Annotated in this window: 15 protein-coding genes; 9 read left to right on the top strand and 6 right to left on the bottom strand. The window is 50.7% G+C overall.

From position 1 onward, the window contains the following. Positions 1-28 precede the first annotated feature (28 nt). The 7 genes from IPN95_10325 to IPN95_10295 all read left to right on the top strand — a co-directional run bounded on the left by IPN95_10325 (position 29) and on the right by IPN95_10295 (position 4,194). On the top strand, positions 29-871 hold the full coding sequence (locus IPN95_10325; GenBank protein MBK9449777.1) for a carboxypeptidase regulatory-like domain-containing protein: 843 nt from the start codon (positions 29-31) through the stop codon (positions 869-871). Between the two features lie 141 nt (positions 872-1,012). Continuing rightward, entirely contained in the window at positions 1,013-1,450 is a 438-nt protein-coding gene (locus tag IPN95_10320; protein ID MBK9449776.1) for a carboxypeptidase regulatory-like domain-containing protein, read from the top strand. 92 nt (positions 1,451-1,542) lie between these two features. Next, positions 1,543-2,235 carry a PKD domain-containing protein gene (locus tag IPN95_10315; protein ID MBK9449775.1) on the top strand — a complete coding sequence of 231 codons (693 nt, stop codon included), beginning with the start codon at positions 1,543-1,545 and terminating at the stop codon, positions 2,233-2,235. A 25-nt stretch (positions 2,236-2,260) separates the two neighbouring features. Then, positions 2,261-2,647 (top strand): nucleoside triphosphate pyrophosphohydrolase family protein, encoded by a 387-nt coding sequence (locus IPN95_10310; GenBank protein ID MBK9449774.1) that lies wholly within the window; start codon positions 2,261-2,263, stop codon positions 2,645-2,647. Positions 2,648-2,689: 42 nt separating this feature from the next. After that, complete coding sequence (locus IPN95_10305; GenBank protein ID MBK9449773.1) at positions 2,690-3,046, top strand: hypothetical protein; 357 nt, start codon at positions 2,690-2,692, stop codon at positions 3,044-3,046. Positions 3,047-3,048: 2 nt separating this feature from the next. Beyond that, the gene (locus IPN95_10300; GenBank protein ID MBK9449772.1) at positions 3,049-3,612 is read left to right on the top strand and encodes an NUDIX hydrolase; all 564 of its coding nucleotides are present in this window, start codon (positions 3,049-3,051) and stop codon (positions 3,610-3,612) included. 189 nt (positions 3,613-3,801) lie between these two features. After that, complete coding sequence (locus tag IPN95_10295) at positions 3,802-4,194, top strand: hypothetical protein (protein ID MBK9449771.1); 393 nt, start codon at positions 3,802-3,804, stop codon at positions 4,192-4,194. 125 nt (positions 4,195-4,319) lie between these two features. Here the strand turns inward: IPN95_10295 and IPN95_10290 are convergent, their stop codons facing one another. Next, positions 4,320-4,880, bottom strand: a complete 561-nt coding sequence (locus IPN95_10290; GenBank protein MBK9449770.1) for a hypothetical protein — start codon at positions 4,878-4,880, stop codon at positions 4,320-4,322. A 223-nt stretch (positions 4,881-5,103) separates the two neighbouring features. Between IPN95_10290 and IPN95_10285 the strand changes: the two genes are divergently transcribed. Then, positions 5,104-8,532 (top strand): CHAT domain-containing protein, encoded by a 3,429-nt coding sequence (locus IPN95_10285; protein ID MBK9449769.1) that lies wholly within the window; start codon positions 5,104-5,106, stop codon positions 8,530-8,532. A 7-nt stretch (positions 8,533-8,539) separates the two neighbouring features. On the opposite strand, the gene IPN95_10280 is transcribed toward IPN95_10285, so the two are convergent. After that, on the bottom strand, positions 8,540-10,375 hold the full coding sequence (locus tag IPN95_10280; protein ID MBK9449768.1) for a beta-lactamase family protein: 1,836 nt from the start codon (positions 10,373-10,375) through the stop codon (positions 8,540-8,542). 74 nt (positions 10,376-10,449) lie between these two features. Here IPN95_10280 and IPN95_10275 point away from each other — a divergent pair, with 74 nt between their 5' ends. After that, on the top strand, positions 10,450-11,460 hold the full coding sequence (locus IPN95_10275) for a glycosyltransferase family 9 protein (GenBank protein MBK9449767.1): 1,011 nt from the start codon (positions 10,450-10,452) through the stop codon (positions 11,458-11,460). Between the two features lie 2 nt (positions 11,461-11,462). Here IPN95_10275 and IPN95_10270 read toward each other — a convergent pair whose 3' ends face one another. The 4 genes from IPN95_10270 to IPN95_10255 all read right to left on the bottom strand — a co-directional run bounded on the left by IPN95_10270 (position 11,463) and on the right by IPN95_10255 (position 15,684). Then, the gene (locus IPN95_10270) at positions 11,463-11,639 is read right to left on the bottom strand and encodes a hypothetical protein (protein MBK9449766.1); all 177 of its coding nucleotides are present in this window, start codon (positions 11,637-11,639) and stop codon (positions 11,463-11,465) included. 52 nt (positions 11,640-11,691) lie between these two features. Next, positions 11,692-12,489, bottom strand: a complete 798-nt coding sequence (locus IPN95_10265) for a VWA domain-containing protein (protein MBK9449765.1) — start codon at positions 12,487-12,489, stop codon at positions 11,692-11,694. Positions 12,490-12,658: 169 nt separating this feature from the next. Then, on the bottom strand, positions 12,659-14,602 hold the full coding sequence (locus IPN95_10260) for an AAA family ATPase (protein ID MBK9449764.1): 1,944 nt from the start codon (positions 14,600-14,602) through the stop codon (positions 12,659-12,661). Continuing rightward, positions 14,602-15,684: an aromatic ring-hydroxylating dioxygenase subunit alpha gene (locus IPN95_10255; protein MBK9449763.1), complete on the bottom strand. Its 1,083-nt coding sequence runs from the start codon at positions 15,682-15,684 to the stop codon at positions 14,602-14,604. Before IPN95_10255 ends, IPN95_10260 begins: the two co-directional genes overlap by 1 nt. Positions 15,685-15,702: the final 18 nt, after the last annotated feature.

The following is a 15,702-nucleotide window of genomic DNA, read 5'->3' as shown; positions in this document are numbered from 1 at the left end:
GGTTTTACGTTTAAAAAGAAAAACGACCATGAAAACGTCAGTAAAATTCAGTCTAACCGCAGCCTTGCTCGCCATCTTGATGGTTTGCAGCTTGGGCGCGATGGCACAGTTGGGGAAAATCCATGGAACGATTAAGCAAGGTGGGGTTTCGATTCCAAGTGCCAAAGTTTCATTGTACAATAATGGCCAATTCACAGGCAAAGGACTTCTCACGGACCTTGCTGGCAATTATGAATTTGCCTTGCTTGATCCCGGAACCTACACAATCGTTGTAACCGTTGGCGGAACTGAATTTTCCCAATCGGTGAGTTTGTCTCCTGGGGAAACCCAACCGATGAATATCGCCTTGGTGGCACCTTCACGCGATCCTGATAATGATCTCCCAAGTGACAAAGGCACAGAAATCCCGACCATCGACATCACGGATGCAATTGTGTTTGATGTTGATCGCGATGTAAGAACGATTGACCGCAAAGAAATCGGCCAAATTGCCGGACCAAGGGACATCAACACCATCTTGGCAAGTTCTGGCGCACCAGTCTTTCAAAAGGATCACGGTGATCCACTCAATTTCAAAGGTTCCCGAGACAATGCCAATGCGACCTATTTCGACAATATGAAAATCCGTGGCAGTGACCAATTGCCGCTCGGAGCGATTGAGCAGGTTTCTTTGATGACCGGCGGCGTTCCTGCAGAATATGGAGATGTCCTTGGCGCTGTGATTGTGGTCACCACCCGCAATCCAAGCATGTCGATGGGCCATGTAGGCAAGCCTTTGACCCGCGCTGAAAAGCAAATGCTCAAACAACAACGCAAAAAAGGTAGCAACGGAGGTCAGTTCGCTCCGGAATCTGACTTGGCTTGCAACTGAAACGATTGATTACAAGTATTTTCTCAACCTATTTCAGAGAATCCGGCGGGTGGCATGCCCCTGCCGGATTTTTACTTTCACCTTGGTCAAGTCAACGAAAATTACTAGCTTCACCGTCCAACACCCTCATGATTCATTGTTATGATCAGCTTGTACCCTCGGCTGCTTCACTTGCTCCTCCTCCCCTTTTTGTTGCTCGGCCTGAGCGCAAATGCGCAAATGGGGAGCATCAAAGGTCGGTTGCTACTTGACCAATCCCCCATTTCCGATGAAACGATCATTCTCAAGAACGCAGAGGGGAGAATTTTCAACGGCACGATGACCGACGAATTTGGTGACTTCAAATTTCACGATGTGCCGCCCGGAACCTATATTGTTGTGGGCAAATACAAAGACTTCGAGGCCGAGGTCGAATGCGTTGTGAATCCTGGAATTGAAGTTCCGGTTTCCCTACGTTGCAAAAAGAAGTCGCTCTTCCAATGGATTCCAGATGGGAATATGCAACGCCTGAATTTGCCTGTTTACACCTACCAAACCGTACCTCACATCCAGCATTCTGATTTCCAGTTGATTGGCTAGCGCATTTCGTTTCACTAGCACGTCCACATTCCCCGAAATATTATCGTATTGCCCTTCAAATCAATTCATTGAAGCCCGAAAGCACTGATTTCATGAAAAAATTTCATTTTTCTTTTCCGTTGACCATTTGCCTTACCTTGGGGCTGAGCCTCCTTGTTGGCTGCCAAGAAGCACCTGAAGCCTGCTACACACCAAGTGCCAATCTGGTCGATGCCAATGTCGATGTGAGCTTTGAAAATTGTACTGAACCGGTCGGCGAAAGCTATGCTTGGGATTTTGGCGACGGTGCCACAAGCACAGAGGTCAATCCTGTTCACCGCTTTGCTGCAGAAGGCCAATATTTAGTTGGACTCACAGCAAAAGGTAAAACGCGTAGCAGCGACAATGTCTTCAAAACCCTCATCACCGTCGGTCAGCGCCTGCTTTCCTTGGCGAGCATCACCGACCTCCCGGAATTGAACCCCGGGGGAAGTGCATGGGATGCAGGTGACAACCCCGACATTGCAGTGAGATTTGCCAAGGGCGCGGTGGTGGCCTATCAGTCACCTACACGCGTCGATGCAGCCTGGACGTTTCCGATGGCGGTGCAGATGCCTTCATCCGACCTGGTTTTGACTCCTGAAACTTGGACAATTTCCGTTTTGGACATTGATGGAGCGGGAGAAGAAGTGATGGCGAGCTTTCAGGCGAATTTGGCAACTGTGGCCCCTTCGGGACTCCTCTCCATGAATTTCTCTGGAGCAAATGGCGCCGCGATGCAAATCACCTATACCTTGCGTCAATAATCGCAAACAACAATTCACAACTGAAATGAAGACAGCACTGGAACTGGTGGAGGAATTCCACCGCAGTTTTGGCATTCCGGCAAGGCAGGAGCCGACCGCTACCATTCCGGAAGCGGCGATGCGCTTTGAAATCATGCGCGAGGAAAACGAAGAATACCGCGAAGCCTGCGAAAAAAACGACCTCATTGCGATTGCTGACGCACTTGGGGACCAATTGTATGTACTTTGCGGTACGATCTTGGCACATGGTCTTCAGGACAAAATTCAAGCGGTACTGGAGGAAATCCATCGTTCCAACATGAGCAAACTTGATGCGGATGGCAACCCGATCGTGCGGGAAGATGGAAAAATCCTCAAAAGCGAAGGCTACTTCCGGCCGAACCTTGCCCCGATTTTGCATCCGGCGGAATGAGGAATTTTCGTTTGTTTTGCTGCCTACCCAATTGATCCCCCCATGCGGAAAAAAGTTTACCACCTCGGGACATGCAGCACCTGCGTCCAAATTCTCAAAAAACTCAATCCCGGTCCTGATGTCGAATTGCAGGACATCAAGACGCAGCCGATGACCGAAGCCCAAGTCGATGAGATGCAAAGGCTTGCCGGCAGTTATGAAGCATTGTTCAGCCGCAGAGCGCTGAAGTACAAAGAAATGGGATTGGCCTCCCAAAAACTTACGGAAGCCGATTACCGCAGGCTGATTCTTGCCGAATATACCTTTTTGAAAAGGCCCGTGATGCTGTTAGGTGACAGGATATTCGTAGGCAATGCGCCAAAAACTGTGGAGGAGGCCGTTGCCGCATTTTCCAAATGAAAATGACCGCAGCTTTGCGAGGCGCATTGGCATCGGCTATTCCTGTGGACGAAGCGGAAGCTGCCATGCAACGGGAGATGCTCATTTTTTTGGACAAGCATGTGGATAGCCTTTTCCGCACGCAATTGTTGGGACACTTCACGGCCTCAGCTTGGGTGCTGGATTTGGATACGCAGTCCGTTTTATTGATCCATCACAGGAAGCTGGACAAATGGCTGCAGCCTGGCGGCCATGCCGATGGAGACGCCGACTTGTTGGCAGTCGCACAACGGGAGGTTTGGGAGGAAACCGGCCTTCAAACACAGCCTTTGCAGGAAAACATCTTCGATTTGGACATCCACGAGATCCCTGCCCGCGCGCATGAGCCCGCACATTTGCACCTGGATGTACGCTACCTGCTCACGCCTGCAAAAAACAGCATCCTTGCGCTCAACCATGAAGTCAAGGACGCACGATGGGTTCCGCTCCATGAAGTTGTATTCCTCAGCAACGAGCGGTCTCTCCTTAGAATGGTGGATAAGTCTTTGGCCCAAATGCCTGATATTCTCGCCCGATGGGCGATGTAAGAAAAAAAAATTAATTGCAAAGGCCACCAAGTGGAGGTTATCCCCATCTTTTCCCACATCCCATAAAATCGGCGTGGATTTGGTCAAAATGCGTTCGGGTTTGGAATTCTCGGAAAAACTTCTAACTTCATTCTTAATCGGCATGATTTATCCACAGCCCGATGTAAGAAAATGGTTGGATTGTTTGCATTGAAATTGAGGATTCAGAATTCCAAAAGCCTTCAAAGGCTGCTGGGGCTGGCCTTGTTCTTGCTACTTTCCACACCAAACTTGAGCTTTGCCTGCCGGATCGGCGTCGCAGCGGCCGAAGAAGACCCTAGCGGCCCCGGAAGCATGATTCAGGTGCTAGGACATAGCATTGAAGGAAACTGGCTTATTATCAAGTATGACATTGAATATCCCGGCATGACCAAAGTCAAGCTGTTCAATGGCAACAATGAACTTCTTTGGAGAAGCCAATATGTCGATGACACCATCGGTACGCATCAGCTTGTTTTGAAAGCGAGTGCCTTGGATCCCGGCAACTACCGGTTTGAATTTGACTACAAAAATCAAAAGCGCAACTATCCGTTGTCGATGTAGCTATTTGTAGATTTTAGCGGTAGAGGCGAATGGAAATTCGCCTTTTTTAATGTGCAAAAATGGTGTCTAATAAAAGAGGCGGAACATCAGCCCCGCCTCCTTCTATTTCAAGTTCAAGCAAACTTTCAGTTGGAACGTCCCAAAATGGAAACGAGGAACAAGTCAAACGTTGTCTCCTTGGTATGAACCAACTTGGCAACTTCCACTGCGATATTGATATTCACATAGGTTTCATACGCGTTGACTCCGGTTTGGACCATGAAAAAGACATTCGCCTCTTCAAAAATGATCATGTCTTGCATAGCGGTATGCAACGTTGCAAAGTTTCCAGCAATGCGCGTCATTTTGACCGTATCATTGAAAGCCCCTTTTGCAAAGGTCACGCTCATGTCCCAGTTTGCACCTACCGGCGGCAAACCCGTAATGAAAATGGCGCGTTGTGGATCATCCTCATTCTTGATCGGAGTCGTTCCGCCCCCACCGGAGCTGTCAAGGTGCATTTCGGTATAGTTAAAAATCTCTCCAGGGTGAGCTGCGCTACTGGAGATCAACTGAAAATCAACCTGATCAAAGGGATCCGGCGTTGCGCCACGACCGCCACCGGCAGGCTCCTCTCCCGGAGCAAAATGATCGAGCGTAGGCAACACAGCCAGAAAACGGGGCAAAAAGTTCTTTTGACTCTTCATGGTTCTTAGTCAATTTTGAGTAATTAGAGATTCAAGACCCTAGGAAAGTCCGCGGGCCAATTCTTTATGAAGTTGGTACATTCTCGAATCTTACCCAAAAAATCAGTTGAAAATTCAGCGGTGAATGCCTAATTCGAGCCGGGAACCGAATGAATCGAGATTGATTTCCGAAAGCCGGCCATTTTTTATTAGTTTGGTAGCAGGTCCCACAAAAACGGCATCAATGGCTTTCTTCCTCCGCAGGATTCTGGCGGGCATTTTGTTTCTCGGCTTCTGCTGTTGGAATGGTGTATATGCCGAGCCATTGCCTTGGCAGTTTCATGATCCCGATGCCAAAAAGGCCTATCTTGCCATTCAACCTTTGATGCAAGCCGGACAATACGCAAAGGCTGAGGCCTTGTGGAAATCCGCGGCTTTGCGATTTTCAGAACATCCGACAGATCAGCTGATTTTCGTGCTCGGACTGGGCAATCAACTGCGGTTACGTGCCCGATTTTCCGAATCCTTTTTATGCTATCGCGCTTGTCAACAGCATTTTAAGGAGTTGATCTCCCAAAACCCCGTTGCCAAGGCTGCCTTGCTCGAAGGCTATGCCGACCTCGCCTTCGAAATCAACCAACTCTCAACACGGACGAAAGCCATTGCGGTCTGCAAGCATGCCTTCGCATCCATGCCAAGCGATGCACCAAGGAGGTCCACCTTGGCCAGAAAAATCGGCGTTTTGTGCCGGCTCGTCAAGGATCAACCTTCGGCGAAAACATGGTTGCAAATCGCACAGGATCAAGATCAAGGCTTTGCCGAGGAAAAGGCTTTGCTACAACGCGACCTTGCCTATCAAGCCTTCAAGGATAATGACCTAGATCGCGCCAAGGATATCCTGGATAGCGCGCGCAAGGCCATGGAAGCCTGCCCCAACCTCTTGCAGGAGGAATGGATCTGCTATTATTTCTATGCCACTGAATTGCAATATGCCATCGGTTCGTTGACAATCACCTCTGTGGAGGCCTTGGAAAACGGAGAAAAAGCATGCAAGGCAGCGATTGAGATTGGTCAACAATACCCTGAAGTGGTCTCCAACTTGCTGTATGTTTGCTATGGACGTTTTGCAAAAATCCGGGCCGAATTGGGAGATTATGCCGGCGCGATTCCCTTTGCTGAAAAATCAGCGGAGGGGCAGGTCGCCAGAAAAATCTCCCCGCGTGCGATTTCGCAGGCATACAGCTACCTCGGCGAATTCAACCACTACATCGGCAATTTTGACCAAGCACTCAATTACTATCGACAATCTTGGTTATCGTTGCTGAATACCACCGACGGCGCAGACATCTACCATACCCGCTTGGCCAACTATGCCCAGGAACTCATCAACCTTCAACATTATCAGGACGGTGAGAAATACATGACTGAAGCCATCGATGGATTGATCGCCAAGCAAAGCGATGATGATGCCACGTTGGGTAGATTTTATGCAAACCTTGGCATTGGATACCTCGGAGAGAAAAAATTTGATGCAGCGATAGAAGCCTTCGAAAATGCCTTGGAGCGGTACGCAATGGCCAATGTGATGCCTTGGTCTTCCCACTGTTATGCATTGATCTACCTTGCAACTGCACAAAACGCAGCCGGATTTGCGGAAGCTGCAACTGCCAACCTCAACCGCAGCCTCGTCGACCTTCGACAGATTCCAATCGTCAACCGCATGGAGCGGGCGATGGTGCTCGAGATGATTACGGACTTCCACATCGATCGCGGAAATTTCCAGGAGGCACTGAATATCAACCACCTCTTCATGCAAGAAATGGTCGGTGATGCTGTACGCGGCATAAACCCCTGGACTTGTCCAGACATTACCCATTCCGTTTCTCCTTGGCATACCTTGGCGGCTGTAAGCCAAAAAGCAAATATCCTTTGGGGCCTGTACCGTCAAACAAACGACCTTAACTTGCTCAATGCCAGCCTCGCATGCTCACAAAAGGCATTGAGAAAACTCCGTCGCCTACGACAGGAACACAACAATGAACAAGAGAAACTCCGCATCAACCGGTATTGGCAAACGCTTTTTGAAAACGCAATGCAAGCCGCCATTGAATTGCACGATGTCACACACAGTCCAGCGCATCTTGCAACCGCATTTGAAATTGCAGAACAAAGCAAAGCGATGCTGCTCATGGAGGCCGTGATTGATAACCACGTGCTGGAAACAAATGGAAAAAGTGCGGACTTGGTAGACCAACGCCAACGGGTGCAGACGCGCATTATGCGCCTGCATGAGGCCATCAATTCCGCAACGATTCCCAATCGAAATGTCGCTTTGCTTCAAGCCGAACTTTTTCAGGCCGAAAAGGAACTCGACCAAATCATGCAAGACATCGAGCACGCCAATCCCAAGTACTCTGACTTGGTAAATTCCTTTGATGTGATTTCAATTGCCGAGCTGCAGCCCCTTTTGCAACAAGAAAACCGTACGCTGATCGAATATTTCTATGGAGATTCAGCTATCTACACCTTTGTCGTCACAGGAGACACCTTTGTTTTGCACGAATTTTCGCCGGATTCAGTATTTGAAGCGCAACTCACCGCGTTTACGCAGGCTTTGCATCAGGTACCCGAGGAAATCTCCAAGGCCAAGGCAGGCGAATTTGCGGCGCAGTCCGGCAAAATTTTGGACGCTTTGTGGCGGCCGATCGAGAATTTCCTCACACCAAATGTCACCATCGTTCCTGATGGACCTTTGAGTTTCATTTCATTTGAAGCCTTGGCGGATTCGATTCCAGCCAATGGAGCAATTCAATTTTATAGCCTTGGCTACCTGTTGGAACGCTATACGATCAGCTACGACTATTCTGGAACTTTTCTTTCCAGAAAGCCGGAGAAATCAGCTTCATCCCAAAACAAAGTCCTTGCAATAGCGCCAAGCTTCAGTCCGGAGGCGGGCTTGCAGGCGTTGCCAGAGTCGATGTTGGGGGTACAAAAATTGGCTTCAAAATTTACGGATGTCCAAACTTTTGTCGGCAGCGAAGGCAGCAAAAAGGCATTTCTCAATCATGCACCCTCCCACCAAATCCTCGATTTGGCTACGCATGGAAGGTTTGACCAGAAGAATTTCCTCAATTCATGCATTTACTTCAGCCCAGACGGCACGGGAGACAGCATCCTCCTACTCAACGAATTGTACACGCTGAACCTTCCCGCCGAACTGGCCATCCTGGAGGCCTGCGAAACGGGATTGGGTGACTACCAACAAGGCGAAGGCGTGATGAGCTTGGCACGCGGATTTACGTATGCGGGCTGTAAAAGCGTATTGATGAGCCTTTGGGAGGTCGCCGAATCCAAATCCACGCGGGCCATCATGGGTGACTTTTTTGCCAACCTGGCCGATAGTTTGCCAAGAGACGAGGCGATCGCCAAAGCAAAACGGAATTTCTTGCAGCGGTTGCGGCAAGACCGCGGCTACGACATTGATCAGACGCATCCGTTTTATTGGTCAGAGTTGGTCATGATTGGTGACAATTCTCCGCTACCCATTGCCCAACAGACCTCGCGTGGCTGGAATTTGATTTGGATAATGGGTTCGGCATCAGTGCTTTTATTCTTTGCCACGATCTGGATTGTGCGCCAAAAACGAAAGCAAAAGTCAATTTCCGGCCAATGAATCCAATTCAATAGTTCCAGCTCACAAAAGGAATCATTCCAAAAATTGCCAGGTAAATGGTCAACCCGAAATTTCCGAGCACCAGCGGAATGAAGGCCAATCGCAAATATTTCCCAACTCCGAAAGGCCAATTCCGAACAAGTTGCACGGCCGCAAACACCGTAAAAAGAGGAATCAGCACACTGAACGTCGCAAGGGTTGCTGAATAGATTCCGAAGCTCCCCAATGCGGCAAAATTTTCTGAGATCAGCATCTTATAACCCAAAAATCCAAGGCAAAAGGGCAATACCGCCATCCAGGAGAGCCTGAAATTTTCCTCGACCCACGCCAAGCGCCGCCGGAAATACCAAATCACAGGCAGCAAACAGACAAAAAGTCCTGCCAGATTTTTATACATTTCGAATGAAATCCGGATAAAACCAAGGGACGAGTCCTCCCTTTCGAAGTATTTCCCCTCCACCACCAAAAAATCCTTTCCCTCTGAGGTTTTCCCTGCAAATGCATTAAAATGTGGGACTTCAACCAAATCTGCGACAGGTCGTTGCCTTTGAAATACGAGCAAAAACGGCTCCTGCTTTGGGGAATGCGCCCAACGTTCATTTGGATCGCTTCCTTGCGCCTCGACCGTCAAGCGCCCGTACAAATTGTCTTCAAAGTCCAAAACACCGTTCCGGGAATTTTTGAATCGGTAGCTTCCTGCAACTGGAAATTGGGCAGTTTTGGGCAGGGAAATCGCTGACTCGACTTGATCGAGCTTGCTCCTGAAAATCGCACGCATCTCACTCAAAAATCCGCTGCGATCCATGACATCGGTACTCATCAGTACCCAGCCTGATTTTGTAGCCGGATAAAATTCCATTTGCGCCACATGGCCCTCAATAAATCCAGTGACACCAATTCGTTTGAAATTTTGATCTCCCCAAATTCGCACACCAAGGGCATAGTCGCCGTCAAACCAACCTCGCTTGGCAGCAAGCGTGGTCTCTGGGCGCAGCATTCGCTCCACAGATGCGGCCTGCAAAATCGTATCCGTGCCCACGCTGCCATTCCCAACCAGAAAAGCCATCAGCCTGCCCATATCCCGCGCCGTAGAAACAAAGCCCACGGCTGGATAATAGCCGTAACATTCCTCCGAAACCGTATGCAGTCCTTTGCAGCCCAGCACAACCGGTTCGTTGTTTTTTTCACAGCGATCAAAAAACGAATGTTCCATGCCCATCGGCTGAAGCACGTTTTTTTGCAGCCATACGTCGGCCTCTTCCTTCACAATCGCCTCAATCACATGGCCAGCAATCGCATAGCCCAAGTTGCTGTAGGCGCTTCGTGTCCCAGGTCGCCAACGGATGCGCTTGCTCGCAGGGTTGCGTGCGAGCGCGGTGCCCAAGGGAATTTTGGAATCTCCGTAAAGAAAATACTCATTGAAATGCATGTCATCCAACCCCGCCGAATGCTCCAATAAATGCGCAATCCGCACAGGATCAGTCGCGTTCCATTCGTTTGGCATTTCCAGCGCGGGAAGATGAATGGAGACGGGATCCTCGAGTTTCAGACGGCCTTGTTCGGCAAGTTTCAATATTCCGATGGCGACAATCGTTTTTCCCAAGGAAGCGACGTGGTATCGACCATTCCAATTATCGGATCGCATAAAGACGGCCCCCTCCTGCTTGGAAAAATTCAAAAAAGCATAGTCGTAGGCGCAGGTTCGATGTTGCAAAAACAGTCCTTCGATGCCCTTGACTTCACCTGTTTGGAAACTCAGTCCGCCTACCGGTTGTGCCAATACAGTTGCCCCGGTCGAAAGCAAAGCCAACAAGAACCCAATTGACAGCAAAAAAACGCGCATAAAGCAAACATACCCTTTTAGCCACAAAATTCAAGCGCGTTTCAGGCCCCAAAAAATCATTAATTTGCCGTGAAATGGCGCGGAAACCAAAAAAAATCCTGGTCATCAGGCTCAGTTCGATCGGAGACATCGTCTTGACGAGCCCGGTGATCCGTGCACTTCACACTTGTTTTCCAGGCGCGCAAATCCATTTTCTGACCAAAAAAGCATTCGCCGGATTGGTGCAACATCATCCGCACATCGACAAGGTGCACCTGTATGCAGGCGACTTGTCGGCGACGATCCGGGAATTGAAGGCAGAAGGATTTGATCAGGTGGTGGATTTGCACCGCAACATTCGGAGCCGGCGCATCAAACTGCAATTGGGCGTGGCGGCCACGACCTATTCCAAGGACCGGTGGCCGGTGCTTTTGCACACAAAATTGGGGCTCGGATCCCTCCCGGACGTGCACACGGTCGCGCGTTATGCGCGGGCGATCACGCCCCTCGGATGCCAATTGGACGACAAGGGATTGGATTTTTACCTGCCAGAGGAAGCGCGGATCCTCGCGCAAGACATTGTGGGCCGCTATTTTTCGGAGAAACCCGTAGCCGTCGTCCTCGGAGGCAACTACTTCACCAAACGCTGGCCCAAGGAATATTTTGTGGAATTGCTGAATGGACTGGCTTTGCCGGTGCTGCTTTTGGGTGGAAAACCGGAGTCGGAAGACGCAAAATGGATCGAAGAAAGGCTGAAGGTTCAATGCCTCAATGCTGTTGCACAATACGACTTGCTTCTAAGTGCTGCCCTCCTGGAAAAATGCCAATTCGTGATCACGCATGACACGGGCTTGATGCACATCGCGACGGCGCTCGGCTTGCCGGTTTATTCGATTTGGGGAAATACAGTCCCGGAATTGGGATTTGCACCTTACAAGGCAGTCCATTCCGTGATCATCGAAAACAAAGCGCTCCAATGCCGGCCATGCTCCAAACTGGGGTATGAAAAATGCCCCAAGGGGCATTTCAAGTGCATGAGGGAACTTGTTCCAGCAAAAGTGCTGGATGCCATTCGATCGGATCTTGCCGGAAATCCTGCGAAATAGCGCTATTCAGGTTGTTTGGGTGTTTGATGTAACACCCAAAAGACGGATGCAAGCACCGCTAGAAATGCGCCTCCGAGCAGAAGTCCATTCGCAGATGAAAAATGCATTGTTTTGAGTACCGCGCCCGCGATACACGCAACGAGGCCGAGCAAGACCGCAAAGGTGATTCCAGATTTCATACGCAAAACATTTAATTCCGTGCAGAATTCTACGTCCGAGGTGGTGCGCAGGTTAGTGCTGGACAGGGGAATATTTATCCACAAGCACGGGATAAACATTGGTGTTGACAGCCGCGAGGGCGCATTTGGCAATGACATCCTCTTCGGAATAATTGCTGTCTTTGGAGGAGGCTGGTTTGTCGTCGCTGATGAGCACGATCAGTCGTTTGGTTTTGGACTGCCATTTGAATTCGTCGACCGTTTTCCAGATCGCGCCATAGATGTCCTCGATGCTGCCGATCAATTCGATTTTACCCAAAAAGTCAGACAGTCCTGAATAATCCGCATTGAGCCCCGTGGAGCCATAACCGGATTTCAAGCCACTTTTTACGTCCGAGAAGGAAACAATCCCGACGCGCACGTCGCCGGCTGCGTCAAACCTGGAAATCAGCTTTTGGATGTCGAGGCGAATGTTGTCGATGTCGTCTTCCATGCTGCTTGTATGGTCAATGACAAAGGCGACATCGGCGCCTTTCACTAATTGTTGCTGCAGGAGTTCGTCGAGGACGTCGAGCAAGGGCCGCGTGATGGCATCGTAATAGGCGCCTCCGCTGGCATTGGCGAGTCCTTGGTAGAGTTCGGCAATCTTTCCGCCTCGTAAAGGTGTCGGCAAAGCGGCTGCGACGGCCTTGGGATCGTCCTCCGGATTGGGATCGGGTGCCGGAACTTCGTTCCGGGATGCGTTTTTCTGCAATTCAGACTTGAGGGCCACTTTTTTCTTGTCGGCCTTGTCCTTGACTTCGGGCACGTTTCCACCTCGGGCAATGATTCCCAAGCATACAAACACCGCCAAAAAGGACCATTTTTTCATCAATCGAATTGCCTACACGACTGTAACATCATCGAAGTTAGCGAATCTGCGGCGAATTCGGATGAACCAACCATGAATTTTCCAGCATTTCACCGTCGCAAGTCACAAAAACCTCAACTTGTTCCGGCTCACATTCACGGATTGGAATCGAATGAACTGGTTCAGAAATTCACTGCCCGACCAAATGCACATAATCCCAGGCACTTACATAAGCGCCCTGTGAATCAATATAATCCAAAAAATCCCGATAAAACGGATGCAAGGCCAAGGTGCCGCTGTCACCGATCAAAACGAGCTTTTTGCGGGCACGGGTCATCGCGACGTTCATCCTGCGGGTATCTCCAAGGAAGCCGATGCCGCCCTCGTTGTTGCTGCGTACCATGCTGATGTAGATGATGTCCCGCTCCTGCCCTTGGAAACCGTCGACGGTGTCGACTGTGATGAAGGGGCGCCATCCGTTGTGGATCGCAACCTGCTCCAAGCGCTCGCGCAGCAGCAAAACCTGGTCTTTGTACGGCGAAATGATCCCCAAACTTGGCCAACCTTTCTGCGAACGCAAGGCCTCACAAAGTTCCATCAAATGCGCAAAGAGAATGTCCGCTTCGCCCGGATTGCTGAGGCTTTTGGTCTCGGGATTCAACTTTTCCTCATAACCGCAGCCCGCAGTATCGATGAATTCCAACGGCTTGTTGAGCAAAGGCTTCTCGGGATCTTCGCTGAGTCGGTGATCGACGACGGATTCATCCGCGCGAAGGCCGTCCTTGTAAAAGGCATGGTTGCTGAAGCCCATGATCTGCGCATGCATGCGGTACTGCGTGCGCAACATGCAAGCTGCCTCCGGATGCCGTGAAATACATTTTTCAAACAGGGAAACCGCAAATCCGGCGCGGGCCGCCTCCTGACTTTTGACCGTCGGCGGCAATTGACAATGGTCACCCGCAAACACGACCCGATCCGCCAACCGAATCGGAATCCAACAGGCCGGCTCCGTCGCCTGCGCCGCCTCGTCAATGAAAAGTGTCGAAAAATGCTTGCCTTTGAGCATGGAGGTCGCCGCGCCCGTGAGCGTACAGGTCACCGCCTGCGCCTTCCCGAGCAAATCTTGCAAAATAAAATCCTCCAAGTCTCGGGCCTGTTTTTGGCAATCCTTCGCCTCTTGCAACAATTCCTTGCGCTTCTCCCGCTCCTCCTTGCCAAAATTGCGCTTGAATTTGGTGGCTTGCTTGCGAATGGATTCGGCATCGCGCCGGAACTTCTTCATGTCTTTGTAGCTCGGATGCAAACTCACTTGCAAGTCCAAACTATGCTGCAAAACCACCTCCGAGACCCGCGCAGGATGCCCCAATCGCAATACCCGAATGCCTTGATTCGCCAATTTTTCGGTGAGCAAGTCCGTTGCCAAATTGCTTGCTGCACAAACGAGCACTTGCTTTTCCTTTTTTAATGTGTCGGCAATCGCCCGCACAAGCGTCGTGGTTTTGCCCGTCCCGGGAGGCCCATGGACAATGGCCAAATCCTCGGCCATACGCACGAGTTGCACGGCATCATTTTGCGACGGATTCAATTCCGGGAATTCGGCACCGCCGAGTCTTGAATCCACGGAAACGGCTTTTTGACCGAGCAAAACCTCACGCAGCTCAGCCAAGCGATCCCGCTGCGCGCCCATCACATCGTTGATGGCCCTGACCATTTCTTTGTAGCCGCGTTCGTCGTAGCTCAGGTCGAGGCCAAGTTTGCCTTCGTCGATCCAATCGGGGGTGTCGTCGGTGTCGAGGGCGAGGATCACCTTGTCCTTCATGGCCTTGATCACAACGCCGGTCACGGAGGGCGGATCTTTGCGGTAGGCCTCGGCATTGCACCAAAGAGCGGCAATGCTTCCGTTTTGGAAAAGGCCGCGTTCATCGGCTGCATTTCGGCTGATTTCCAGCACAATGCGGTCACCCAAGCCGATTTCTTCGGAGTCGACCACGACGGGGTACCAACTTGTGCCCTCCTTGACCCGCTGCTCGAGCGAGGTATTGAGGAATCGGTCGCGCCATTGCCGGCGTTCCTCGTTGCGCTCCATGTCCAGCAATTGCAGGAGGCGCTGCAGTTCTTCTTTTGATTTTTCCATCAGCTTAGCAAATCAAACAAAAGCCGATGAAAGTGATGTACTCCCTGCTCTTGACTCGGCGAATAACGTCCACGTTGGTACATCCGCGCCTTGACACCCTTTTGCACGGCCAATACGACGGCTTCGTCTTCCATTTCGACCATTTCCAAATCAGCTCCTGCGCCCCGACCGAGCAATTGCGGCTGATGGACGTAAGTGAGGAATTTCACCTTGGTGCGGTTGATTCCCAAGGGCTTGACGACATTCAGCGAAAGTCCCCAAGGGTAAAAATTGAGCATGGTATTCGGGAAAAGCCAGAAATAGTAAGCGGCGATGCGTTTTCCAAAGTCGGGCGATTCCGGCGGCAATTCGAAGGCAATTTGGTCGTCCTTCGCAATGGCTTTCTGCAAAACACCCCATTCCAGCAAGGATGTTTCATATTGCTGAATGTCAATCACGGCATTCAAGCCCTTGTGAACGAACGGAATGTGAAAGCCTTCGAGGTAATTTTCGACATAAAGGGCCCAGTTGGCGTCAAAGGTAAATTCGCGGGATCGGGTGCTGTCGAGCCGGAATTGCTGCAGCGGAAGCCAATGAAGGTAGTTTTTGATTTCTGACATCCACAAGCCAAATGAAAACTGCGGATGGAGGTTGGCGAAGAGAAAAGGGCCCCATTCGGCCATGGGAACGGTGGGCAGATGGTCTTGTGGTCCCGGGAAATCGGGGCAATCCTCAAATCCCGGCGCGGATTGAAGTTTTCCTTCGAGGTCAAATCGGCGACCATGGTAGCGGCAACGGATGGCTTTACAGGCTCCAGGCTTGTGAACCAAAAGGTTACCACGATGGGTACAGACATTGCTCATCAGGCGGATGAGGCCGTCTTCGGCCTTGGTCAGGAGGAGCGGTTCGTCAAGCAAACCTTCGAGTAGCTCAAACGGAAAGGCGCTGCCAGGCTCACGGACGGCGTTGTGCACCCCGATCCACTGCCATGAGCGGGCAAATATCTGCTCACGAATCTGCGCGTATGCCGCAGCATCTGCATAAAAGCTACCCGGCGGCGTGCGCGCCAGCAAGATGTCGGGGTCGATGTCGATGAGAGGCATATCCCTGCAAAATAGGGA

The organism is Bacteroidota bacterium, from assembly GCA_016718825.1.
Lineage (GTDB): Bacteria > Bacteroidota > Bacteroidia > J057 > JADKCL01 > JADKCL01.
This window is presented reverse-complemented; position numbering and strand designations above follow the sequence as displayed.

What these genes read in the sequence shown, in the direction of transcription:
- IPN95_10325 (MBK9449777.1), top strand. Translation starts at nt 29, where the DNA reads ATGAAAACGTCAGTAAAATTCAGTCTAACCGCAGCCTTGCTCGCCATC.
- IPN95_10320 (MBK9449776.1), top strand. Translation starts at nt 1,013, where the DNA reads ATGATCAGCTTGTACCCTCGGCTGCTTCACTTGCTCCTCCTCCCCTTT.
- IPN95_10315 (MBK9449775.1), top strand. Translation starts at nt 1,543, where the DNA reads ATGAAAAAATTTCATTTTTCTTTTCCGTTGACCATTTGCCTTACCTTG.
- IPN95_10310 (MBK9449774.1), top strand. Translation starts at nt 2,261, where the DNA reads ATGAAGACAGCACTGGAACTGGTGGAGGAATTCCACCGCAGTTTTGGC.
- IPN95_10305 (MBK9449773.1), top strand. Translation starts at nt 2,690, where the DNA reads ATGCGGAAAAAAGTTTACCACCTCGGGACATGCAGCACCTGCGTCCAA.
- IPN95_10300 (MBK9449772.1), top strand. Translation starts at nt 3,049, where the DNA reads ATGACCGCAGCTTTGCGAGGCGCATTGGCATCGGCTATTCCTGTGGAC.
- IPN95_10290 (MBK9449770.1), bottom strand. Translation starts at nt 4,880, where the DNA reads ATGAAGAGTCAAAAGAACTTTTTGCCCCGTTTTCTGGCTGTGTTGCCT.
- IPN95_10285 (MBK9449769.1), top strand. Translation starts at nt 5,104, where the DNA reads ATGGCTTTCTTCCTCCGCAGGATTCTGGCGGGCATTTTGTTTCTCGGC.
- IPN95_10280 (MBK9449768.1), bottom strand. Translation starts at nt 10,375, where the DNA reads ATGCGCGTTTTTTTGCTGTCAATTGGGTTCTTGTTGGCTTTGCTTTCG.
- IPN95_10275 (MBK9449767.1), top strand. Translation starts at nt 10,450, where the DNA reads ATGGCGCGGAAACCAAAAAAAATCCTGGTCATCAGGCTCAGTTCGATC.
- IPN95_10270 (MBK9449766.1), bottom strand. Translation starts at nt 11,639, where the DNA reads ATGAAATCTGGAATCACCTTTGCGGTCTTGCTCGGCCTCGTTGCGTGT.
- IPN95_10265 (MBK9449765.1), bottom strand. Translation starts at nt 12,489, where the DNA reads ATGAAAAAATGGTCCTTTTTGGCGGTGTTTGTATGCTTGGGAATCATT.
- IPN95_10260 (MBK9449764.1), bottom strand. Translation starts at nt 14,602, where the DNA reads ATGGAAAAATCAAAAGAAGAACTGCAGCGCCTCCTGCAATTGCTGGAC.
- IPN95_10255 (MBK9449763.1), bottom strand. Translation starts at nt 15,684, where the DNA reads ATGCCTCTCATCGACATCGACCCCGACATCTTGCTGGCGCGCACGCCG.